Consider the following 21257-nt stretch of genomic DNA (forward strand, 5'->3'; position numbering starts at 1 on the left):
TCACGAATCGAGCCATTGTTCGATTGCGTCCACTCCGGCGGAGCGGAAGATCTCGTCGCCGCTTTCCCTGTCCAGCAGTTTCCATTCCGGTTGCGGACCGACGCTGCGCAGGAGAACGTAGCCGGCGGTTTCGGCACGCGTGGTGAGCCCGCGAATTTGTTCGCACATCGGATCTGCTTGCGCTGCTGCGGTATTCGTCTCGCGGTCACTCATCGTCTTCGCTCCTGAGGGTGTGTCGCCGGGTGGAATCGGGACGGATGCGACCGGCCGCGACCAGCGCGGCGAAGGCCGCACGCTTGCGTGGGCAGTCGTGATCGCGATGGATCTGCATCCAGTGGTGGGCCTCGGTCGTGGTGAAGGGCCGGACGGGCGGGGCACAGCTCCAGTCCGTGAGCCGCGTGATCGGCGTCCCGGGGCTCGCGCCGTTCCTTCGCTCGGCGTGCCCCGCGCGCGGAGGATCATCGCTCGGCCAGAAGCATCCGACGGCGAGCAGCACGACGCCGCACCCCGCCAAAACCGTGACGACGCTCGACAGGGCGTTCCACGTTCCCATCGCTCACCGGTCACGAATGACGTTCGGGTACAGATCGTTCGCGAGTTCGCTCAGCCCGGCGAGCACCTGCTGGAAGGTTTCGATCGGCACGGCGCTCCGCAGCGGCAGACCGGAAACGTCACTGCCGACCGGGAATTCGATGCCGCGCCGGTGCGCACGCTCGCGCGGGCTCAACCGCGGCGGCTCGATCCGCCGGACATGCACCAGGGTCCGATAGGCCACCTGTTTCCACGCGCACTGTTCGATACGGCAGTTCCGGTGACGCTGCATCAGATCGTGAGCCAGTTCGATCTGCGAGAGGTCGCAGATATCCGGTAGCGCGAGGAGAGCGTCCTCGTCGATCGGCGAGTACGGCACTGGTTGCGTCTCCTTCGATGACGTTGGGCTGGAAGGCAATTCACGACCGATGCTCGCCGGGCAGGTAGGACTCGGCTATCATGTGCGGTAGCCGTGGCACAGGGGGCGCACTCCACCTGTAGCCGCACTAGCGATTCGTCAGGTTCCTCTGTTTGTGCCGACCGCGGGAGCGGTCATGGTTTCGCGTCGGTCGTGGTCGCAGCACCAGAACACCATCGACCGGCCTGGTCCGCGTGCGCGATATGAAATCCCGCCGGAAGTGACGCAAAGCGCCAGGACGGATTACAGGAATCCAGAGGCACCATTTCACTTCGCAATGCATAGAAAGGGGGCATTCGATGGCCGAACCCGGGGAACCGCTGTCCCTGCCGAAACGCCAGCTCGGCTACTACCTCAGGCAGGCCCGCGAGGAAACCGGCATGAGCCTGGCCGAGGCCGCGGCACATATCGGACGCTCGGCACCGACCTTGATGCGTATCGAGAAGGGTCTCACCCAGAAGCTGTCGGTTCCCGAGATCGAGGCGTACTGCCGGTTGTACGAATTCGACGAGGAGAAGATCGAGGCGATGAAAGGACTTGCCCAGCAGGCTGATACGAAAAACTGGTGGCACGAATGGGACGACCTGATCCCCGCCGACTTCGATATCTATGTGGGGCTGGAGACGGGAGCGCAGGAGGTCGCCACATACCAACCAGACCTGATTCCCGGCCTACTCCAGATCCCGGACTACGCCCGAGCACTGATTCGCACTGCGCTGCCCCAAGCTGCCGAGGAAGAAATCGACCGTCGCCTTCGGCTGAAGCTCCGGCGACAGCTTCTCATCACCCGTAAGGTGCGTCCCGCCGGACTCCAGGTGGTGATTCATGAGGGGGCGCTCCGGCGAATCGTCGGGAGCGCCAAAGTTATGGGCTCTCAGATTCGCCACGTCGCGGACATGAGCACCCGCGCGAACGTCGAGGTCCGAGTCCTTCCGTTCAGCTCCGGAGTCCCCCTGGGTGATCCGGTCGGCGCCTTCGTCGTTCTGCGGTTCAACGATCGCGCGCGGACTGTTGTCTATGTCGAAACCTTCACCGGCAACCTGTATTTGGAGAAATCGGCTACCGTCCGCCGGTACGCTGGAGTATACGAGGAGATGCAGCTCGCCTCCCTGGATGCGACGGCCAGCAGGGCCTTGTTGCGACAGGTAGCGAAGGAGTATTTGCGATGACGGTTGATCTATCCGGCGCGAAGTGGTTCAAGAGCAGCCGAAGCACCGCCACAAGAGAATGCGTCGAAGTCGCATTCCTCGACGGCAGCATGGTCGGCATCCGTGACTCGAAAGACCCAGGCGGTCCCGCCCTCGCCTTCACCCCCGGCGAGTGGGACGCCTTCACCGACACCCTGCGTACCGGTGGGCTCGACCGACCGCATCCGTAGTCGAAAAGGAGATGTCAAGTAAGCGTCGATCTTTTGGGAGCAGTGTGGTTCAAAAGTAGTCGGAGCACTGCCACACGAGAGTGCGTCGAAGTCGCATTTCTCGAGGGTGGCGCCGCAGGCGTCCGCGACTCCAAGAACCCAGGCGGACCTGCCCTCGTGTTCACCGCCGACGAGTGGGACGCCTTCACCGGCACCATGCTGAACGGCGGGTTCTCCCAACCACACGCGTAGTCGGCCGGCGCAGCGAGTCGGCCGGGCGGCTCGCAGTCGGTGATGCCACACGATCCCTGTTCCAGGAATCGGCGACTCTGAAAAGTGGTGCGCCACAGTCCTGCCAGCGCAGCGGGGCGGGCTGCCATCGGCACCGGAGCTCGGCGCGTTCCAGGCCGATGCGGCGCCCGGTACCACCGCGCGAGCGCTCGGACAGTCTGCACGTACCACTGGCCCGGCGCCGACGGAGGTGGTCAGCGCGGCATCGTCGTATCGGCGCTCGCGGCTGCCGATCCTGCTGGTCCGCTAAGCGCCGGAGTCGGCTGAAAGTTCGAAAGGGACTGGACAAGAGGGTGATTCACTGCATGTGATCAGATCGTCACATCCGGCGGCCAGCGCGGCGCGCAGGGTGTCGCGGACCGCGCCGAGTTCGGCCAGCTCGGCATCGACCTCGGCGAGCTTGGCCCGCGCACGGGTGCGCAATCCGGCATCGCGCCGATGGTGGGCGGTCCCGGGAAGCAGGTCGGCTACCTCGTCGAGGCTGAATCCGAGCCGCTGGGCCGCCTTGATCACGCGCAGAACCGTCACCGCCTCCTCCGGATACAGGCGGTGCCCGCCGAGGGTGCGCTGCGGTTCGGCCAGCAGGCCGCGGCGTTCGTAGTAGCGCAGAGTCTGGGTGTTCACTCCGGCGGCGGCCGCGAGCTCGCTGGTGCGCAGCGCGGTCACCGCGCACCGCCGGTGGCGCGGGCGGCGAATGCGTCGAGCACCGCCGAATAGGCCGGTGGCACACCGATACTCAGCACCGGCCCTTCTTCGGTGGCGTCGAAGTCGAACCAGAAGAACGAACAGCAGCTGGTCTCCCGCGCCGCGAGGTCCCGGGCGCGCGGCTCGGCGTCGGAGGCCAGAATCAGTTCGAGCCGGTGCGGGTCCGGTCGACGGACGGCACGGACCGCATCAGCGAAGAACCGATCGACCTCGGCCACACGGATCGGCTGCTCGACCGTGGGCAGGGTGCAGGCCGACGGCACCCAGCTGTTCCGAGCCGGCGAAATCGTCATGGATCGACGGTAAACCTGTACCCCGGTACCGGATGCAACTCGAGATTCAGCCGAGGACGACAATGTAGAACCATTCACAATTTTCTGTATACAGATTTCGATGTACTGTACGGATATGCAGACATTGTCCGTGGCCCACACCGATGCGCTGGCCCGCTTCGGACACGCCCTGTCGGATGCGACCCGCACCCGGATCCTGCTGAGCCTGCGCACCGGCCCGGCCTATCCGTCGGAGATGGCCGAGCAGATCGGGGTATCCCGGCAGATTCTGTCCAATCATCTCTCGTGCCTGCGCGGATGCGGCTTGGTCGTGGCGGTCCCGGAAGGCAGGCGTAGCCGTTACGAACTCGCCGACGGTCGCATCGCCGCCGCTCTCGAGGACCTGCTCGGACTGGTGCTCGCGGTCGATCCGGCCTGCTGCCCCGCCGCCGAAACCGAGGGCTGCTGCTGATGTCGCAATCGCTGGGTATGCCGGGAACACCGTCGGCCGTGGCGGTCGGTCCATCACCGCGGCGGCGCGCGGTGCTGGCGCGGCGGATCCGCTGGTTCGTGGCCGCGACCATCTCCTACAACGTCATCGAGGCGATCATCGCCCTCACCGAGGGCAGCCGGGCGTCGTCGACCGCGCTGATCGGGTTCGGACTGGATTCGGTGATCGAGGTGTCTTCCGCCGCCGCGGTGGCGTGGCAGTTCGCCGGACCGAACCCGGAGGCCCGGGAGAAGATCGCGCTGCGCATCATCGCGTTCTCGTTCTTCGCTCTCGCGCTCTACGTCACCGTCGACTCGATCCGCGGCCTGCTCGGACTCGGTGCAGCTCACCACTCCCCCATCGGAATCGGTTTGGCCGCAGTCAGTTTGGTGATCATGCCGATCCTGTCGGCCGCGCAGCGCCGCACCGGCCGCGAACTGGGCTCCGCCAGCGCGGTCGCCGACTCCAAACAAACCCTGCTCTGTACTTATCTGTCCGCGGTGCTGCTCGCCGGCCTACTGCTCAACGCCCTGTTCGGATGGTCGTGGGCCGATCCGATCGCCGCACTGGTCATCGCCCTGATCGCGGTGAAGGAGGGTGTGAACGCCTGGCGCGGCGACACCTGCTGCCCCACCCCGGCCGCCCTCGGCGCACAGCAGGCCGGCCACGCCTGCGACTGCTGCGACCACGAGCAACCCTGATCACATCAACCCTGATCACATAGAGCCCCGCATCGGTGCGAAAACCTGTTGCGAGGTAACCGGGGCCGCTGCTACTTTCCCGGAAGCCGTGCAAGAGAACGAGGAGGTGGTACCCGTGAACGCAGTATCGACATGGGTGCTCCCCTCCGGGGTCACGGTCGGGCGATAGGTCGTCCGGGAGCGCCGCGCGAGAGCACTCCCGAAAGGCACGACCATGCACTTCACCTCCGAACAGCGGCTCGGCGACGACGTCCTCGAACGCGAGTTCACCCTCGGCGAGATCCCCGGCATCCTGTGGACGCCCGTATCCGCCTCCGCACCGACACCACTGATCCTGCTCGGTCACCCCGGCGGACTGGACAAGATGTATCCCCGTCTGTCGGGCCGAGCTCGACACGCGGTAGCGGATGGCTATGCCGCGGCTACCATCGAACTCCCCGGCAGCGGTGACCGGCCCCGCTCCCCCGACGCCGAGCAGGCCCGAGCCGATCTGCGCCGGGCAGTCCAGGCCGGCGAGCCGGTCGCCGACGAGATCGTGGATCGGCTCGTCCTTCCGTTGGTAGACAAGGCCGTACCGGAATGGCAGGCCACCCTGGACGCACTCCTGTCGCTGCCGGGGATCAGCGGCCCGGTCGGCTTCTCGGGCGGGGTGATCAGCATCGGGGTCCGGCTGGCGGTCGTCGAGCCGCGCATCGCGGCCGCCGTCCTGTTCGCCGGAAGTTACGTGCCCCGCAGCATATTCGACGAGGCCCGGCAGGTCACCATTCCACTGCTGGTCCTGCTGCAGTGGGACGACGAAGGAAACGACCGGCAGCAGGCCCTGAACCTGTTCGACGCCCTCGGCTCGAAGGAGAAGACGCTGCACGCCAATATGGGCGGGCACACCGGCGTCCCGCACTTCGAGGGAGACGACGGAAGCCGGTTCTTCGCACGGCATCTGAAGTGAGACAGGGCGGTCGGGACGACAGCTGGAACGAGCTGTCGTCCCGACCGCCGATCAGTTCTCGGGCCGAGTTCGGGCGACATCGTCGATCGTGCGCGTCAAACGCGGCGCCGCCTCGTCGATGTCGTGAGCCGATAACGCCTGGTTGACAATCAGCCAATCCTCGATGTCGTCACCGCGGGCGTACTTGCGAAAACAGTTGTAGATCGCGTAGTAGGCGAACTCGACCGGATCGGGAAAGACGAGATCATCGTCCTGCATCGCGCAAATGGGCTCGAGATATCGATCGCACACACCCGCGAGATCCACACCCGCCTGAGCGGAGCGAAGGGCATCGGCCGGCAGCCCGACCTCCACCAGATGCCGCATCCCGACAACGGAGTCGCGATAGCGCAGCTCGCGGGGCTCGCCCCGGACGTAATCGACCCAAGTCGACAGCGCATCCTCGCACAGCGACAGATGAACCTGCCGTCTGTGCTCAGCTCCCAGCTGGAAGAAGAGATCGCTCGGCGTCATGAACAACACTCTGCCAAGTGGCGCGAAAAACACGATGATCGAACCACCAGTCGTTCCGTCCGAGTGAAGGAGGCCGCCCGACATGCCCGGACGTCCATTGTCCATTGAGGAGTGCCACCGGCTCTGGGAGGCTTGGACTCCCAGCGAACTCGCCGAACGGCTCTCGAGCAGCCCGCCGTGCTGGTACGTCGCAGCGGGGTGGGCGCTGGACCTGTTCGTCGGCGGCCTCGGGCGGGCACACTCCGATCTCGAAATCGGTGTTCCACGTGAGCGATTCGCCGAAATCATGGATGCGTTTCCCGGCTGCGAATGGGACGTCGTCGGCGACGGGCACGTTTGGCCGTTCCCGGAGCAAGCCGATAACCATCATCAGACATGGCTGCGCGAACCGGCGGCCGGGCTCTATCGCTTGGACGTATTCCGTGAACCACACTGCGGCGATCGATGGGTGTGCCGCCGCGATACCTCGATCACCCTGTCCCACGACGAGCTGATTCTCCGCACCACCGACGGCATTCCGTACCTGATACCCGAGGTCGTGCTCCTGTTCAAGGCGAAAGCGCGGCGTGCCAAAGACGAGGCGGACTTCCTGCGCGCGCTCCCCGCGATGGACCGATCCCGGCGATCCCGGCTGTCCGGGTGGCTGTCGCGAGTACACCCCGGCCATCCCTGGATGGAAGCCCTCTCGAACCACAGGAACTGACACGTGCTCCCCGATTCTCGACGGGATCCTCCGGCACCGCAGGAACTCACGCCCGCATGCCTCTAAAATAGAGGCATGATCGAAAGTCTCATCCTGCCGGTGTGGCAATCGAAAGACTCCACACCACTGCCCGCCCTGCTCGCCGAGGATGTGACGTTCTCGAGCCCGGTCGCCGATTACCACGGCCGGGCCCGCGCGGCACATCTGCTGGCCACGATCGCGACGGTGCTCGACTCGGTGCAGCAGACCCGGCAGTGGACCGACGGGCAGCAACGCATATTCGCCTTCACCGCCCGATTCGCCGATCAGGAACTCCAGGGGGTGCTGCGGGAGGAACTCTCCGAGGCCGGCGGCTTGACCCACGTGACACTGTTCCTGCGGCCGTATCGGGTACTGCGCGCGGCCATCGCGGAAATGGCACGGCGACTGGAAGTTTCACCCCCGCCGCAGGCGGCGTGAGCGTGGCCGAAACGCCACGCCCGGGCCGGCCGGTGCGCGGATCGAGCACCGGGCGCCCGATCATGGCCCTGTTCGATCTGCTCGGGCGGCGCTGGGTGCTGCGGGTGATCTGGGAACTCGATCAGGCCTCGGGCCCGCTGACCTTCCGTGAACTGCGCACCGCATGCGGCGACCTCTCCTCGAGCGTGCTGACCCGACGGCTGTCCGAGCTCACCGAGGCGCGCCTGGTCGAACACGAGGACGGGTACCGGCTGACCCGCCAAGGGCGCACACTCGTAGCGCGGCTCGCCCCGCTGACGCACTGGGCGGCGGAGTGGCGAACGATGAAGGATGAGTAGACGCGCAGCGTATCGAAAATGGCTTTTTATGAGACGGTGGGGCGATCGCGGGAAGTTGTGAGATTCCGGTAGACGGTCGCGCGGGAAACACCCAGGGCCGCGGCGATCTCGTCGACGGTGTATTCGCCCGAATCGCGCATGTGCCGAGCGGACTCGATCATTTCCGGGGTCATCGCACCCGGGCGGCCGCGGCCGGTCCGGGCTGGTGGGGTGTCAACGAGCCGCTCCGGCGTGCGAGCGGTGCAATGAGGCGGTGACCCACCCAGCAGCCGCTGCACCCCATCGAGAATCGCTGCGCGTAGCTGTTTTTCGGGCTGGTCGGCGAAGAACACCACCGGATCGCTGAGCGCCGCGTAGATCTGCGCGGCCCGTACTCGCGCGGTGAAATCGGCGTCGAGGCCGGCGAGCAGTCCCTGCGCGGTCAGCGCGATGTCGCGCAGCCGTCGATAGGTCGAGGCATCGGCCGACAGCGCCTGGTCCTGCATGTGTATCCGCAGCAACGACCGATGCCGGAGCCAGGTGTCGACGAGCCCTTCGGCCACTGCCCACCGCCGCGCGTCCGGATTCCGGATGGACCGCACGGATTCGAGCATGGCCTCGGTATCTGCCAGCAAAGGTTCGACCAGAGCGACGACGATGTCGATCTTGCTCGAAAAGTGATAGAGCACAGCGGTTTTGGTCAGACCGACCTGCTCGGAGATTTCCCGCACGGATACCGCGTGGTAGCCACGTTCGGCGAACATCTCCAGCGCGGTGCGCAGGATTCGAGTACGCGAATCGTCAGTCACGGTTCCGAATTCTACCCCTTGACTGACCGACGGTCAGCGACCTATCTTGGGATCACTGACCAATGGTCAGTAATTGTGAAACAAGGAGGACACGGTGAAGAACGAGCGGATTCTGATTTCCGGTGCCGGTATCGCCGGCCAGGTATTGGCGTACTGGCTTGCGCGACACGGATTCCGGCCCACGGTGGTCGAACGAGCAGCCGGGTTGCGGACCGGCGGCCAAGGGGTGGATATCCGCGATCAGGCGATCGAGGTGGCCGAAAGAATGGGAATCATGGCGCGGGTGCGAGACTCCGCGGCCGACGTCGCGGGAATGAGGTTCGTCCGCGCCGACGGGCGCGACCTCGCCCGGATCGACATGCAGGGAATCAAGGAGAAGTACGGCAGCACCGAGGCGGAGATCATGCGTGGCGATCTCGTCCGGGTCCTGCACGACCTCACCGTGGACAACGTGGAGTACCTCTTCGGCGACTCCATCCGCGGGCTAGAGCAGGACGACCACGGTGTCACCGTCTCCTTCGAGCACGCGCCGATACGACGCTTCGATTTGGTGATCGGTGCCGACGGCCTGCACTCGACGGTCCGGCGACTGGTCTTCGGCCCGGAGTCCGACTACGTCCGGCACATAAACCACTACTTCGCCTTCGGAAACACCGACTCGGCGCTCGGACCCGATCGGTGGATGACGGTCTTCAATACTCCCGGACACTTCGCCGGGATCTACCGCTCGGGCAACCACACTCAGGCCAAGGCGTATCTCATGTTCCGCAGTCCACGACGCGATATCGATCCGCGCGACCAAGACGCGGCGCGAGCGCTGCTCGCCTCCGAGTTCCGTGGCGAAAACGCCTGGCACGTGCCGGAATTGCTGAAGGGCGTGCTCGCCGACCCGGACGCCTACATCGACACGCTCGGCCAGGTCCGCATGCGGTCATGGTCGAGCGACAGGGTCGCGCTGGTGGGCGACGCCGCCTATTGCGCGTCTCCGGCCTCCGGCGCCGGGGCCGAACTGGCGTTCATCGGGGCCTACCGGCTCGCCGGTGAGCTCGCGGCCGCCGCCGGTGACCATCGCCTCGCCTTCCACCGGTATGAACAGGCCCACCGACCGTTGGCCGACCGCAAACAACAGATCGGCCCCAACCTGCGGCTCATGGCACCGAAATCACGGGTCGGCATTGCGGTGCGCAATCTCATCACGCGCCTGCCGCTGCTGGAATCGATGGCCGGAATGGAACGCATCATGGCTCCCCGGGCCGCAGAGCAGCTACCCGACTACGCCCGGCCGGCAGCTTCGATCGCGGAATGAACCGAATCGGCCCGGACCGGCTCGCCGTCGACGTCGGTCCACCGTCGTCCGAAATCAGGAATCCTTGTCCTTGCGCAGTTCGTCCGGCGGCTTGTTCTCGGTGATCTGTTCGTCGACCGAGTCGGCGAAGGCGGTGCCGGCGACCATGCCGTCCGTCCCGGGCACGACGACACTCGCCCGTGCACCGGGCTCGTAGATTTCGTCCAGCTTGCCGGCTTCCTCCTTGGCCCGTTCGCGGGTTTCCTCATCCGGTTCGGGCGTGACCGTCTCGGCGGGTGTCGTGGTTGAATCCGATGTGTTCTCCGTCATACCCGCAGTGGTTCCCGCCCGTCCCGCTCTTACACGAGCTCAGCGATCATCGGGGGTCGGCGTTCGACATCGGGGCCGGTGAGAGAACACACGAATGACCACGATGCGGCGGTTCTGGCTCGAATTCGATCCGCAGGAGAGGCGACGCGGGACTATTCGGCCTTACGACTGGTGAAGTCGAAGGATCCGCCGTCGATGCCCCAGGAGATGATCCGTTCGGGGTGAATGCGGATGACCGCGCGTTCCTGGGGCGGGAACGGGGGCTCCTCGTCGTCGAGCGCGACGGCCGTGCCGCGCACCTCGATGCCGCGAATTTCGTACGGCTCCAAGGAAACTTGCTGGTCGACGACGAACGACACGCGGCTGCCCGCCTCCACATTGCGGTACTTCCGGCTGACACGCATCCGCATCCCCCCGATGTCGATGGTGCCGTCGGCGTTCACCCGATAGCCGGTCGGGTTGTTCTGCACGACGCCGTCGGGTGACACCGTGGCGAGGCGGCCGATCCCGGCCTCGGCGAGGAACTTCTGTTCGTTGGCGGTGAAGGTCATGTCGATCACTCCTCGGTGAACTCGAATCACGGTGTGCCCCCGGCGATCAGCCGGAGTTGGCGGCGGCGCCGAGCGTGCGGACTTTCGACTCGACGGACGAAATCTATCAACGCTAGCGACTAGAGCGAGGTTAGCACTCCAAGCGATAGATTGTCTAGTGGTGCTAGATTCTCTATCCGGCCGGTAACGCAGGCTCGGATCGACACGCCGCGCAGGCCGTTCCGCCCGAGCGGGCCCAGCGACCTCGGCAGCACCGATGAATTCTCCGCCGCTCCGCCGTCCACACCTCTGGATACACCGACAGCACTGGGCCGTTCCAGCGGCGGAAGCAGTACAGGGAGGCAATGATGGGCACTGACGGACCCGAGCAGAGGCGAACGACTCGTTCGGTAAGCGGCACGCGTGAGCAGGGGGCACTGTGAGCGGCACCCGAGTATTGGTGGCGGGGGCGAGTATCGCCGGGCCCGCACTGGCCCACTGGCTTGTCCGGCGAGGCGCCGAGGTGACCGTGGTTGAGCGGGCGCCCGAACTGCGGCCCGGTGGTCAGGCGGTGGACGCGCGCGGAGTGACCAAAGAGGTCATCCAGCGGATGGGACTCGACGCGGCCGTGCGCGCGGCGCGGACCGAGACCGCCGGCGCCTACACGGTCGACGCGGACGGGAAGGTGCTGGAGACCTTTCGCGCGGACGACGACGGCGGCGACGGGTACATCTCGGAAATCGAAATCCTGCGCGGCGACCTGTCGCGGGTGCTCTACGACGACACCCGCGAACGGGTCGAGTACATCTTCGGCGATCGGATCGCCGAACTCGCCCAGGACTCGGGCGGGGTCGACGTCGTCTTCGAGGGCGGCGAACGGCGGCGCTTCGACCTGGTGATCGGCGCGGACGGGCTGCACTCGGCGCTGCGCGCGATGGTCTTCGGTCCGCGCGAACAGTTCATCCGTCATCTCGGTCAGGCGCTGGCTTTCTACAGTGTGCCCAACGAATTCGGCATCGACCGCTGGCTCGTCGACTTCCAGGAGTCCGGGCGATCCGCCGGTCTGCGCCCCCTCCCGGATACCACCCAGGCGATGGCGATGTTCTCCTTCCCCGCCGCCGACCTCGACGTCGACTACCGCGACGTAGCGGCCCAGAAGCGTCTGCTCCGAGAGCGGATGGCCGGCATGGGCTGGCTGACCCCGCGCATTCTCGCGCATCTGGACGACGCCCCGGACTTCTATCTCGACCAGGTCGCTCAGGTGTTGATGGACCGGTGGTCCAGCGGCCGGGTGGGGTTGCTCGGGGACGCGGCGTTCAGTTCCTCGCCGATGTCCGGGCAGGGCACCGGGCTGGCCCTGGTCGGCGCCTACCTGCTGGCCGGAGAACTGGCGGCCGCCGGCTGGGACCCGGAGGTCGGATTCGCCCGCTACGAGGAACAGATGCGCCCCTACGTCGAGGCCAACCAGGAGATCGGCCGTTTGCACGCGCGCAGCCGCGAGGTCCCCGGACCCGATTCCGAGCCGAGCCCCGATTTCACCGGCGAATGGTTCGCCGACCTGATCGAACGCGCGCTCAACGGCGTCGAGCTGCCGGACTACGACGGGGTGCCCGACTCCGGGTTCACAGCCACACCGCCGACGACCTCGTCGGCCGGAGTGCGGTAGGAGGCCAGACTCGACGGCGAGAGGCACAAGTCAGAACATCCCGTTCGGGATCCGATCGGGGTCCGGAACGGGCTGGACGACATCCCAGTGTTCGACGATCCGGCCGTCCTCGAGCCGCCAGATGTCCACGACGGCGACATCGGGCTCATCGCCTCCGGGGGACATGCGGTAGTGCAGCACCACGTAGTCGTCCTCGGCGATGACCCGCACGAGTTCGAGAGCTGCGCCGGCGACCGGGGCGGTGGTGATGAACTCGATGAAATCGTCACGCCCGCTCGGGTTTCCGGGGCTGTGCTCGACGAAGTTCTCGTGCAGCAGGGTGCGGAGTACGTCGATGTTTCCTGCCGCGAACTCGCGGAAACCGTCGACGACGAGTTGCTTGTTGGTCTTGTCCATGCGATGACTGTCGCCCAGGTGCGCGGGGTGCGTCGATTACATGCCGTGTAATGGCGGCGGCGCGCGGTGGCCGAGCAGACTCGGAGCATGACGAGCGACCGGACGATCGGGGAACTGCTGCGCGAATGGCGGCACCGCAGTCGGTTGAGCCAGCTGGACCTGGCTATTCAGGCGGAGGTGTCGCCTCGCCACATCAGCTTCGTCGAGACGGGACGGACGATTCCCAGCAGCGCGATGGTCCTGCATCTGGCCGAGCAGTTGCGGGTGCCGTTGCGGGAACGCAATCGACTACTCGTCGCCGCCGGGCACGCGCCGGTCTTCCGGGAGCATCCGCTGCACGATCCTGATCTGGCCCGAGTGCGTGAGACGGTCCAGCAGGTGTTGCTGGGGCACGAACCCTATCCGGCGCTCGCGGTGGATCGTCGCTGGAATCTGTTGGCGGCCAACAGCGCTGTCGACGTATTCCTGCAAGGAGCCGATCCGGCGTTGCTGAAGCCGCCGATCAACATGATGCGCGTGGGGCTGCATCCGGACGGTCTGGCGCCGAGACTCCGCAACCTGGAACACGTGCGCGGGTACCTGCTCCCCCGACTCGCCCACCAGGCCGCGCGCACGGGAGATCCGCATCTGCACGCGTTGTACGAGGAACTGGCGGAGTTCGGCCCCGCACCCGAGCCTCCTCCACCTCCCGACCCCACCGAGATCGCGCTGCACATCCGGCTCGCGCATCACGGGGCCGAGCTGTGCTTGGTCAACACGGTGACGACGTTCGGCGCGGCCTTCGACATCACGCTGGACGAGATCGCCATCGAAGCCTATTTTCCCGCCGATCTGGCGACCCGCGGGTTCTTCCGGACGAGCGGGACGTCCGACGATCCGCCATAGCCGTACGGGGCCGAGACTCCGGCCGGCCTGCCGAGGCCGGCTGATACCCTCCGCTTCATGCCTGTGATCGTTGCCACCATCACCCCGAAGCCCGACAAATTCGACGAGGTCGAGGAACTTCTCACCCGTCTCATCCCGGAAGTCCACAACGAGGACGGGTGCGAGCGCTACGCCCTGCACCGGGGCAAAGACCGTTTCGTGTTCATCGAGAAGTGGCGGGACATGGCGGCGCTGGGAGCTCACGGCGGCGCACCGAGCCTCAAAGCCTTGAACGAAGGACTGCAAGGGCTGGTAACCGGCTCGCTGGACGTCCAGGTCCTCGAAGCCGTTCCGGCGGGCGACCCGAAAAAGGGCGCCCTGTAGTCCCCTCCAGCAGCAGGGGATCCCGGGCCGCTGCCGACAGCGGCCCGGGCAGTTGCTCAGACCCGCTCTTTGGAGCGCGTGCGCACCCGCAGCGCGATCGGCTTCTGGGTTTCGGCGAAGAAGTCGTTGCCCTTGTCGTCGACCACGATGAAGGCGGGGAAGTCTTCGACGTCGATCTTCCAGACCGCTTCCATGCCGAGTTCCGGATATTCGAGAACCTCGACGTTCTTGATGCAGTCCAGGGCCAGGCGGGCGGCGGGGCCGCCGATGGAGCCGAGGTAGAAACCGCCGTGCTCCTTGCACGCCTTGGTCACCTGCGCCGAGCGGTTGCCCTTGGCGAGCATGACGAACGAACCGCCGGCGGCCTGGAACTGGTCGACATAGGAGTCCATGCGGCCCGCGGTGGTGGGACCGAACGAACCCGACGCGTAACCCTCGGGAGTCTTGGCGGGGCCGGCGTAGTAGACGGCCATATCGCGCAGGTACTGCGGCATCGGCTCGCCGGCGTCGAGGCGCTCCTTGATCTTCGCGTGCGCGATGTCGCGGGCCACCACCAGCGGACCGGTGAGCGAGAGCCTGGTCTTCACCGGATACTTCGACAGTTCGGCGCGGATCTCCGACATCGGCCGGTTGAGGTCGACCTTCACCACGTCACCGCCGAGGATCTCGTCGGTCTGCTCCGGAAGATATTGCGCCGGTTCGCGTTCCAGCTGTTCGAGGAACACGCCCTCGGGGGTGATCTTGGCCAGCGCCTGCCGGTCGGCCGAACACGACACCGCGATCGCGACCGGACAGCTCGCACCGTGCCGCGGCAGGCGGATCACGCGCACATCGTGGCAGAAGTACTTGCCGCCGAATTGTGCGCCGATACCGAAGGATTGGGTCAGCTTGAAGACCTCCTCCTCCAGCTCCAGATCCCGGAAGCCGTGCGCGGCCATCGAACCCTCGGTGGGCATGGCGTCGAGATAGTGGGCGGAGGCATATTTCGCTGTCTTCAGGGCGAATTCGGCGCTGGTGCCGCCGATGACCACGGCCAGGTGGTACGGCGGGCAGGCGGCGGTGCCCAGCGAGCGGATCTTCTCGTCGAGGAATTCCAGCATCCGGGTGGGGTTCAGGATGGCCTTGGTTTCCTGGTAGAGGAACGACTTGTTCGCCGAACCACCGCCCTTGGCCATGAACAGGAACTTGTAGGCCGGATGTGTGGGATCGCCTGCGGTGGAGTACAACTCGACCTGCGCCGGCAGGTTCGAGCCGGTGTTCTTCTCGTCCCACATGGTGATCGGCGCCAGCTGCGAATACCGCAGGTTCAGCTTGGTGTAGGCGTCGAACACACCGCGCGAGATCCATTCCGCGTCGTCGGCGCCGGTGAGCACACCCTCGGACTTCTTGCCCATCACGATGGCGGTACCGGTGTCCTGGCACATCGGCAGGATGCCGCCCGCGGAGATGTTGACGTTCTTGAGCAGATCCAGCGCGACGAAGCGGTCGTTACCGGAGGATTCCGGATCGTCGATGATCTTGCGCAGCTGGGCCAGGTGCGCCGGGCGCAGATAGTGGCTGATGTCGTGCATCGCCTCGGCGGTCAGCATCCGCAGTACGTCGGGGTCGACCTGCAGGAACGTGCGTCCGCCCGCTTCGAATGTGCTGACGCCCTCGGTGGTCAGCAACCGGTAGGGGGTCTCGTCGGCTCCGGTGGGAAGCAGATCCGAATAGCGGAACTCAGGCGCGGTCACGAATCGCACTCCTTGTGTGTCTGCGGGTGCACTCGGCCGGCGGGAGAACCGCTCGCGGCCGAAACAACGCTCCGACTCTAATCAGCACACCCCGTCACACCGAGGTCAGGCCAGCCTAATCTTCATTGCCGAGTACAAAGGTTGCACCTTCAATGTGGTGGGTGTAGGTGTCGATCCGATACCACGAGTTCGGGTATCGCCGACAGCGGGAAGGCAATACCATGACCGACGCAGAACCCTGGAGAGGAATCGTGACCGAACCCCGTTGGCTCGACGATCTCGAAACGCGAGCGTGGCTCGGCTTCGTCTTCACCCGTGATCTCATCGCCGCCGCCGTCGGCCGCGACTCCCTGCGCGCCTCGAATCTCACCTACGTCGAGTACACGGTGCTGGCCCGGCTGGCCGACGCCACCGACCACCGGCGCAGCTTCGCCGAACTGGCCTCGGTGCTGGAATGGTCGCAGAGCCGGCTCTCCCACCAGATCACCCGCATGGAGAAGCGCGGGCTGGTCGCCCGCGAGGCCATTCCCGACGATGCCCGCCGCACGGCCGCCGTCCTCACTCCGAAGGGCGCGGAAGTGCTGGCCACCGCCGCTCCCGCCCACGTCGAGAGCGTGCGGCGGCACATGATCGACGTCCTCGACCGCGACCAGCTGGCCGCACTCGCCGATATCTACGACACGTTGCTGACGCATCATCGCGCGCCGGACCCGGGTGGCGAGGCCTGTATCGACCACAGCGGCGCCCTGCCTCGCGAACCCAGTCCGCAGCCCGGCTGATGGGGTGGCCGAGCACACACCTTCGCGACATGTTTCGATTGTTCGCCAGCGGGTACCGAGTGAGACTAGGCTCGACTGCGGCTTCTCGACGGCAGCCACGTACGAGCGACCCCGACGAACCGACCTCCCTTAGGAAAGGGGCACGAGTTTTCATGTCCGACGTGTCCATCGGCCTCTCTCCGGATTCCATACCGGCAGGTCCGGTCGAGAATCTGCTGCCACAACTGGTCGAACATCTGCGTCAAAACCGCACGGAACTACGTGAGGAATGGGCACGTCGTATCGGGGACGCCGCACTGCTGACCGCGATGACCCCGGAGGAGATCTTCTCCGAGGCCACCTCCATCTACGACAACTACGTCGAGGCGCTGCAAACCGGTAGCGTCGAGGCCCTGCAGGCCTACGCCCGCGATCTGTCCGAACGCATCATCCCGCGAGGCGTCGAAACCGACGAGGTCGTCGGCATCGTGCTGCTGCTGCGAGATGTGCTCGCGCGCAGCCTGTTCGAGAAGTACCAGTCCGACTTCGAACTGCTCAAACGGGTACTGGACGCCTACGAGCCCGCGGCCAACCGGATCGCCAACACCGTGGCCATCTCGTTCGTGCAGGAGCGCGAGCGCGTCATCCGCCAGCAGCAGGAAGCCATCCGCGAGCTGTCGACGCCGGTGCTGCAGGTGCGCGAGCAGCTGCTGATTCTGCCGATCATCGGCGTGCTCGACAGTCAGCGCGCCCGGCAGCTCACCGAACAGCTGCTGCGCGCGATCCGCGCCAACCGCGCCAAGGTGGTCGTCATCGACATCACCGGTGTCCCGATGATCGACTCCACGGTCGCCAACCACCTGGTGCAGACCGTCGACGCCTCGAATCTGATGGGCGCCAACGTCATCATCACCGGCCTCTCGTCGGAGATCGCGCTCGCGCTGGTCACCATCGGCCTCGATCTGACGAAGATGAACGCGGTCGGTGACCTACAGGGTGGTATCGAGGAGGCCGAGCGACTGCTCGGCTACGAGATCTCGAGACTCACCGACCGCGACGGACGGTAGTCAAGGCGTCTCATGCCGGTACCCATTCTGAAGCAGGGCACCTACCTGATCGCGTCCGTGCAATCGGCGCTCACCGACGCCGATACCGAACGCCTGCAGGACGACTTGATGACCTACGTCAGCAAGTATCGTGCCCAGGGAATCATTGTCGACGTCACGGCGATCGACGTCATGGACTCCTTCGCCGCGCGCTCCCTGCGTACCATCGCGCACATGACCAAGCTGCGGGGTGCGGAGACGGTGATCGTCGGTCTGCAGCCCGAAGTGGCGTTCGCGATGGTCCAGCTGGGTCTCACCTTCGAAGGTATGCACACGGCCCTGGACCTCGAGGAGGGGCTGGCCTGGCTCAACAGACAGCTGCCCAACGGCCGGCGAAGCGGTCGGTGATCGTGGCCTCCGACAACATGGTGATAGCGGTGAAGGTGTCGGGCGACATCGTGACCGCGCGTCAGGCAGGGCGGGAGCTGGCGACCGAGCTGGGTTTCACGTTGACCGACATCACCATGATTTCCACGGCCATCTCCGAAATCGCCCGCAATATCACGAGTTACGCCGGAACCGGTGAGATCCGGGTCGCGGTGCAGGAGCGCGACGGCCGCCGGGCACTGGTCGTGCAGGCCCAGGACCAGGGGCCGGGTATCCGGGACATCCCCCGGGCGCTGGAAGACGGCTACTCCACCGGCCGCGGACTCGGGCTGGGATTACCCGGCGCGCGGCGGCTGATGGACGGATTGATCGTGGAGTCGGCGCCCGGACAGGGAACGCTGGTGGAGATGTGGAAGTGGGTACCCACCGGTGCATGAGGACGGATCGGTCGGCACTGTCGAATGGGCGGTGGCGGGCCGGGCCCTGCCGGGCCAGCGTGTCTCCGGCGACCGGTCGGTGGTACTCGACGCCGGCGACGGATCGGTGCTGTTCGCGGTGCTCGACGGACTGGGACACGGGGCCGCCGCAGCCGACGCTGCCGACCGGGCCGCGCAGGTACTCGCCGACAATCGCGCCGAACCACTCGACGTGCTGATGGTGCTGTGTCATCGCGCGATGGCCGACACCCGGGGCGCCGCGGTCTCGCTGGTCCTGTTCACCGGCGACGACGAACTGCACTGGCTCGGCGTCGGCAACGTCGAATCCCGGGTGGTCGCCGTCGGCCCCGGCAAGCCCGCGGTCCGCGCGACGGCGCTGATGACCGGCGGGATCGTCGGCTATCTGCTGCCGCCGAATCTGCAGACCCAGACCGTGGCGATCCGGCCCGGTGATGTGCTGGTGATGTCGACCGACGGCATCTTCAGCGATTTCGTCGACACCCTGGATCTGGCGCAGCCGACCACCGATATCGCCGACGACATCCTGCGCCATCACGTCAAGGACACCGACGACGCGCTGGTCCTGGCCGCGCGCCACCGCGGTCCGATCGCGGGTGCGTCGTGAGCCGGCCGGGCCGGCCGACGAGCGCACCCCGGGTGCGGCGATGAGCGCGGTGCTGGCCGCGTTTCGCGAGGCGTATGCGAATGCGCTTCGGCTGCACATGGATTCACCCACCCAGAACACACTCGCCGAAGGATACGAACTCGGCCGGCGCGCACTGGTCGAGGGTGTGAGCATTCTGGATCTCACCGAGCACCACTTCCGGCTGCTCGACGAGCAGGGCCTGATCGCCGGCCCCGCTGCGCAGCAACTCGACGGTGATGCCGCGCAGCGCGCGCAGGCGGCGCTGGAGTTCCTGCTGCAAACCCTCGCCGCGCTCGATGTCGCCACCCGCGGCTTTCTCGACAGCACCCGCAGTTACGAATTGCAGCGGCTGCGGGCGGAGGACCTCGAGGGCCGCGACGCCTTCCGCACCGCCTTGGTGGAGTCGCTGCAGGACGGCTTCTTCGTCGCCGCGGACGACGGAACCATCGCCGAGGTCAACTCCGCGTTCGGCGCGCTGACCGGATACGGGCCCGACTCCGTCCCTTACCCGCTGCCGCATCCGTGGACCGACGACGAATCGGCCACGCACTATCCGGCGCTGGGCACCGAGGCCGCGCGATTCGTGATGCCGGCGCGCCACCGCGACGGGCGGCGGGTGTGGCTGGCGGTGAGTACGTCGTCGCTGCGCAATCCGGAGGACGACGAGCGACTCTTCGTGGGCACCATCCGCGATGTGACCGCCGAACACGACGCACAGGCTCGCGACCAGGCGGTGTCGCGGCTGGCCACCGCCGTGGGCGCCGCCACCACGGTGGCCGAGGTGCTGTCGGTGGGCCTCGAGGAACTGCGCCGGGCCATCGGCGCGGAAACCGCCGTGGTGTCGATGTGGGCGAATCGCCAGACCGCACCCGAGTTGTACGTCTCGGGTCCGGTGGCCGGCGGCGACGCGGTGTCCCGTCAGGTGATCGACGCGCGGGCGCGGGCGCTGCTGGACCGCACCCGGATGCGGCCGCATCGCGCCATGTTCGCCATTCCCGAAGGCGCGGCGAGTTCCGAGGGCATCGTGGCGCCGCTGGGCGAAACCGGTGACGCCGCACTGTGGGTGCGCTTCGCCGCGCCGCGGGCGATCAGCTCCGGTGACTGGGCGCTGTTCTCGCTGCTGGTCGGCCACCTCAGCCTGGCCGTGCAGCGCGCTCGCAACTTCGACCAGGCTCGTTCGACCTCGCTGACGCTGCAGCGAGCCATGCTGGGGCCGATCGAACTGCCGCCCGGATTCGCGGTGCACTACGAGCCGGCGCTGCCCCCGCTCGAGATCGGCGGCGACTGGTACGACGTGGTGCAATTGCGCGACGGCACCCTGGGCATCGTCGTCGGCGACTGCGTCGGCCGTGGCCTGTCCGCGGCTGTGGTGATGGGCCAATTGCGCACCGCCGCACAGGCTTTGCTGCTGCGTGGCGCCGGGCCCGCCCAGTTGCTGGCCGAACTGGACGCAGTGGCCGCCCGCATCCCCGGCGCCATGTGCACGACGGTCTGCGCCGCCATCCTCGATCCCGCCCGCGGGCTGGTGCGGTACTCCAGTGCCGGGCATATGCCGCCCGTGCTGGCGGCGCCCGAACAGACCGGCCGGCTGCTCGAAGGCGGCCGCGCGGTTCCGCTGGCCACCTTCGACACACCGAACCGGCCCGAGGCGACCACCGCGATCGAACCCGGCTCGACGCTGGTGTTGTTCACCGACGGTCTGGTCGAGCAGCGCGGCATCGACATCGACGTCCGGTTCGATCAGATCGCCGACGAATTGTCCGGCGCGGCAACGCATCTGCCGCGCGAGGTGGCCGACGGGGTGCTGTCGCGGCTGCGCCCCGACGCCGGCTACGACGACGATATCGCGATGGTGGTCTACCGCCAGCCGCCGCGGCCGCTGCATCTGGACCTCCCCGCCGAACCCGCACGGCTGTCGAGTGTGCGCCGCGCGCTGACGTCGTGGCTGTCCGCGGCCGCCGTCGGTCACGACCTCGCCGCCGATCTGGTCGCCGCCGCCAACGAGGCCTGCACGAACAGCATCGAGCACGCGTATGCTCCCGACTCTTCCGGCCACGTGACACTCACCGCCGCCCACGTGCGCGGCGCGGTGTGCCTCGAGATCGTCGACACCGGGACGTGGCGACCGCAGCCCGAGGATCCGGGCACCCGCGGGCGCGGGCTGTCCATGATGCGGGCCCTCACCGACGAGGTGGAGATCGAGCAGACCGATGCCGGCACGCGGGTGCGGTTGACCGCGAAGTTGCCGCTGGTGACGTTCTCGGCGGCGAGCAGGGTCTGAGC

30 protein-coding genes are annotated in these 21257 nt (G+C 66.7%); 19 read left to right on the plus strand and 11 right to left on the minus strand.

Going from position 1 to position 21257, the window contains the following annotated elements; all coding sequences use genetic code 11:
- From NMI01S_RS34835 to NMI01S_RS13890, 3 genes are read right to left on the minus strand one after another with little or no spacing between them, the layout of a single operon-like run.
- Complete coding sequence (locus tag NMI01S_RS34835) at nt 1-213, minus strand: hypothetical protein (RefSeq protein WP_157126170.1); 213 nt, start codon at nt 211-213, stop codon at nt 1-3.
- Nucleotides 206-553, minus strand: coding sequence for a hypothetical protein (locus tag NMI01S_RS13885; RefSeq protein ID WP_062997255.1), 348 nt, complete (start codon nt 551-553; stop codon nt 206-208). The genes NMI01S_RS34835 and NMI01S_RS13885 overlap by 8 nt, the downstream gene beginning before the upstream one ends.
- 3 nt (nt 554-556) lie before the next feature.
- A complete protein-coding gene (locus tag NMI01S_RS13890) occupies nt 557-910 on the minus strand; it encodes a hypothetical protein (protein ID WP_062997257.1) in 354 nt (117 codons plus the stop codon).
- Between the two features lie 338 nt (nt 911-1248).
- Between NMI01S_RS13890 and NMI01S_RS13895 the strand changes: the two genes are divergently transcribed.
- Genes NMI01S_RS13895 through NMI01S_RS34115 form a run of 3 tightly spaced genes read left to right on the plus strand, consistent with a single transcriptional unit; the run spans nt 1249 to nt 2558 of the window.
- A complete protein-coding gene (locus NMI01S_RS13895) occupies nt 1249-2118 on the plus strand; it encodes a helix-turn-helix domain-containing protein (RefSeq protein WP_062997259.1) in 870 nt (289 codons plus the stop codon).
- Entirely contained in the window at nt 2115-2327 is a 213-nt protein-coding gene (locus NMI01S_RS13900; RefSeq protein WP_062997261.1) for a DUF397 domain-containing protein, read from the plus strand. Before NMI01S_RS13895 ends, NMI01S_RS13900 begins: the two co-directional genes overlap by 4 nt.
- Before the next feature lie 42 nt (nt 2328-2369).
- A complete protein-coding gene (locus NMI01S_RS34115; RefSeq protein ID WP_369689907.1) occupies nt 2370-2558 on the plus strand; it encodes a DUF397 domain-containing protein in 189 nt (62 codons plus the stop codon).
- 285 nt (nt 2559-2843) lie between these two features.
- Here NMI01S_RS34115 and NMI01S_RS13905 read toward each other — a convergent pair whose 3' ends face one another.
- Nucleotides 2844-3263 (minus strand): MerR family transcriptional regulator, encoded by a 420-nt coding sequence (locus tag NMI01S_RS13905; RefSeq protein ID WP_062997263.1) that lies wholly within the window; start codon nt 3261-3263, stop codon nt 2844-2846.
- Complete coding sequence (locus NMI01S_RS13910; RefSeq protein ID WP_062997265.1) at nt 3260-3595, minus strand: hypothetical protein; 336 nt, start codon at nt 3593-3595, stop codon at nt 3260-3262. The genes NMI01S_RS13905 and NMI01S_RS13910 overlap by 4 nt, the downstream gene beginning before the upstream one ends.
- Before the next feature lie 115 nt (nt 3596-3710).
- Here NMI01S_RS13910 and NMI01S_RS13915 point away from each other — a divergent pair, with 115 nt between their 5' ends.
- From NMI01S_RS13915 to NMI01S_RS13925, 3 genes are all read left to right on the plus strand, one after another.
- Nucleotides 3711-4046 (plus strand): ArsR/SmtB family transcription factor, encoded by a 336-nt coding sequence (locus tag NMI01S_RS13915; RefSeq protein WP_062997267.1) that lies wholly within the window; start codon nt 3711-3713, stop codon nt 4044-4046.
- Nucleotides 4046-4765, plus strand: a complete 720-nt coding sequence (locus NMI01S_RS13920; RefSeq protein WP_062997269.1) for a cation efflux transmembrane domain-containing protein — start codon at nt 4046-4048, stop codon at nt 4763-4765. The genes NMI01S_RS13915 and NMI01S_RS13920 overlap by 1 nt, the downstream gene beginning before the upstream one ends.
- A 214-nt stretch (nt 4766-4979) precedes the next feature.
- Nucleotides 4980-5711 carry a dienelactone hydrolase family protein gene (locus tag NMI01S_RS13925; RefSeq protein ID WP_062997271.1) on the plus strand — a complete coding sequence of 244 codons (732 nt, stop codon included), beginning with the start codon at nt 4980-4982 and terminating at the stop codon, nt 5709-5711.
- A gap of 51 nt (nt 5712-5762) precedes the next feature.
- On the opposite strand, the gene NMI01S_RS13930 is transcribed toward NMI01S_RS13925, so the two are convergent.
- A complete protein-coding gene (locus NMI01S_RS13930) occupies nt 5763-6308 on the minus strand; it encodes a hypothetical protein (RefSeq protein ID WP_157126171.1) in 546 nt (181 codons plus the stop codon).
- Here NMI01S_RS13930 and NMI01S_RS13935 point away from each other — a divergent pair.
- The 3 genes from NMI01S_RS13935 to NMI01S_RS13945 all read left to right on the plus strand — a co-directional run bounded on the left by NMI01S_RS13935 (nt 6307) and on the right by NMI01S_RS13945 (nt 7724).
- Nucleotides 6307-6927 (plus strand): hypothetical protein, encoded by a 621-nt coding sequence (locus NMI01S_RS13935; protein ID WP_062997275.1) that lies wholly within the window; start codon nt 6307-6309, stop codon nt 6925-6927. The genes NMI01S_RS13930 and NMI01S_RS13935 overlap by 2 nt on opposite strands.
- 75 nt (nt 6928-7002) lie before the next feature.
- Nucleotides 7003-7386: a hypothetical protein gene (locus NMI01S_RS13940; RefSeq protein ID WP_062997277.1), complete on the plus strand. Its 384-nt coding sequence runs from the start codon at nt 7003-7005 to the stop codon at nt 7384-7386.
- Nucleotides 7383-7724, plus strand: coding sequence for a winged helix-turn-helix transcriptional regulator (locus tag NMI01S_RS13945; RefSeq protein WP_245716856.1), 342 nt, complete (start codon nt 7383-7385; stop codon nt 7722-7724). The genes NMI01S_RS13940 and NMI01S_RS13945 overlap by 4 nt, the downstream gene beginning before the upstream one ends.
- 26 nt (nt 7725-7750) lie before the next feature.
- Here NMI01S_RS13945 and NMI01S_RS13950 read toward each other — a convergent pair whose 3' ends face one another.
- Entirely contained in the window at nt 7751-8512 is a 762-nt protein-coding gene (locus NMI01S_RS13950; protein ID WP_062997281.1) for a TetR family transcriptional regulator, read from the minus strand.
- Nucleotides 8513-8606: 94 nt separating this feature from the next.
- Here NMI01S_RS13950 and NMI01S_RS13955 point away from each other — a divergent pair, with 94 nt between their 5' ends.
- Nucleotides 8607-9818, plus strand: a complete 1212-nt coding sequence (locus tag NMI01S_RS13955; protein ID WP_062997282.1) for an FAD-dependent monooxygenase — start codon at nt 8607-8609, stop codon at nt 9816-9818.
- A 54-nt stretch (nt 9819-9872) separates the two neighbouring features.
- Here NMI01S_RS13955 and NMI01S_RS13960 read toward each other — a convergent pair whose 3' ends face one another.
- Together NMI01S_RS13960 and NMI01S_RS13965 are read right to left on the minus strand one after the other, a co-directional pair.
- The gene (locus NMI01S_RS13960) at nt 9873-10127 is read right to left on the minus strand and encodes a hypothetical protein (RefSeq protein ID WP_062997283.1); all 255 of its coding nucleotides are present in this window, start codon (nt 10125-10127) and stop codon (nt 9873-9875) included.
- 152 nt (nt 10128-10279) lie between these two features.
- On the minus strand, nt 10280-10678 hold the full coding sequence (locus NMI01S_RS13965) for a PPOX class F420-dependent oxidoreductase (protein ID WP_062997506.1): 399 nt from the start codon (nt 10676-10678) through the stop codon (nt 10280-10282).
- Nucleotides 10679-11096: 418 nt separating this feature from the next.
- Between NMI01S_RS13965 and NMI01S_RS13970 the strand changes: the two genes are divergently transcribed.
- Nucleotides 11097-12323 carry an FAD-dependent monooxygenase gene (locus NMI01S_RS13970; protein ID WP_062997284.1) on the plus strand — a complete coding sequence of 409 codons (1227 nt, stop codon included), beginning with the start codon at nt 11097-11099 and terminating at the stop codon, nt 12321-12323.
- A gap of 30 nt (nt 12324-12353) precedes the next feature.
- Here NMI01S_RS13970 and NMI01S_RS13975 read toward each other — a convergent pair whose 3' ends face one another.
- A complete protein-coding gene (locus NMI01S_RS13975; protein ID WP_062997285.1) occupies nt 12354-12719 on the minus strand; it encodes a nuclear transport factor 2 family protein in 366 nt (121 codons plus the stop codon).
- An 87-nt stretch (nt 12720-12806) separates the two neighbouring features.
- On the opposite strand from NMI01S_RS13975, the gene NMI01S_RS13980 reads away from it, so the two are divergent.
- A complete protein-coding gene (locus NMI01S_RS13980; protein WP_062997508.1) occupies nt 12807-13604 on the plus strand; it encodes a helix-turn-helix domain-containing protein in 798 nt (265 codons plus the stop codon).
- A gap of 57 nt (nt 13605-13661) precedes the next feature.
- Nucleotides 13662-13967, plus strand: coding sequence for a putative quinol monooxygenase (locus tag NMI01S_RS13985; RefSeq protein ID WP_062997286.1), 306 nt, complete (start codon nt 13662-13664; stop codon nt 13965-13967).
- 56 nt (nt 13968-14023) lie between these two features.
- Here NMI01S_RS13985 and NMI01S_RS13990 read toward each other — a convergent pair whose 3' ends face one another.
- Nucleotides 14024-15700, minus strand: a complete 1677-nt coding sequence (locus tag NMI01S_RS13990) for a fumarate hydratase (RefSeq protein WP_051024658.1) — start codon at nt 15698-15700, stop codon at nt 14024-14026.
- A gap of 251 nt (nt 15701-15951) precedes the next feature.
- Between NMI01S_RS13990 and NMI01S_RS13995 the strand changes: the two genes are divergently transcribed.
- From NMI01S_RS13995 to NMI01S_RS14020, 6 genes are all read left to right on the plus strand, one after another.
- Nucleotides 15952-16479, plus strand: a complete 528-nt coding sequence (locus tag NMI01S_RS13995) for a MarR family winged helix-turn-helix transcriptional regulator (protein WP_084512948.1) — start codon at nt 15952-15954, stop codon at nt 16477-16479.
- Between the two features lie 152 nt (nt 16480-16631).
- The gene (locus NMI01S_RS14000) at nt 16632-17525 is read left to right on the plus strand and encodes an STAS domain-containing protein (RefSeq protein WP_030518330.1); all 894 of its coding nucleotides are present in this window, start codon (nt 16632-16634) and stop codon (nt 17523-17525) included.
- Nucleotides 17526-17537: 12 nt separating this feature from the next.
- On the plus strand, nt 17538-17912 hold the full coding sequence (locus tag NMI01S_RS14005; RefSeq protein WP_030518329.1) for an STAS domain-containing protein: 375 nt from the start codon (nt 17538-17540) through the stop codon (nt 17910-17912).
- 17 nt (nt 17913-17929) lie between these two features.
- On the plus strand, nt 17930-18328 hold the full coding sequence (locus tag NMI01S_RS14010; protein ID WP_174552734.1) for an ATP-binding protein: 399 nt from the start codon (nt 17930-17932) through the stop codon (nt 18326-18328).
- Nucleotides 18321-18953 (plus strand): SpoIIE family protein phosphatase, encoded by a 633-nt coding sequence (locus NMI01S_RS14015; RefSeq protein ID WP_062997287.1) that lies wholly within the window; start codon nt 18321-18323, stop codon nt 18951-18953. Before NMI01S_RS14010 ends, NMI01S_RS14015 begins: the two co-directional genes overlap by 8 nt.
- On the plus strand, nt 18943-21255 hold the full coding sequence (locus NMI01S_RS14020) for a SpoIIE family protein phosphatase (RefSeq protein ID WP_439956261.1): 2313 nt from the start codon (nt 18943-18945) through the stop codon (nt 21253-21255). Before NMI01S_RS14015 ends, NMI01S_RS14020 begins: the two co-directional genes overlap by 11 nt.
- The last annotated feature ends 2 nt before the right edge of the window (nt 21256-21257 follow it).

Origin of the sequence: Nocardia mikamii NBRC 108933, assembly GCF_001613505.1 — a bacterium.
Classification (GTDB): Bacteria; Actinomycetota; Actinomycetes; order Mycobacteriales; family Mycobacteriaceae; genus Nocardia; species Nocardia mikamii.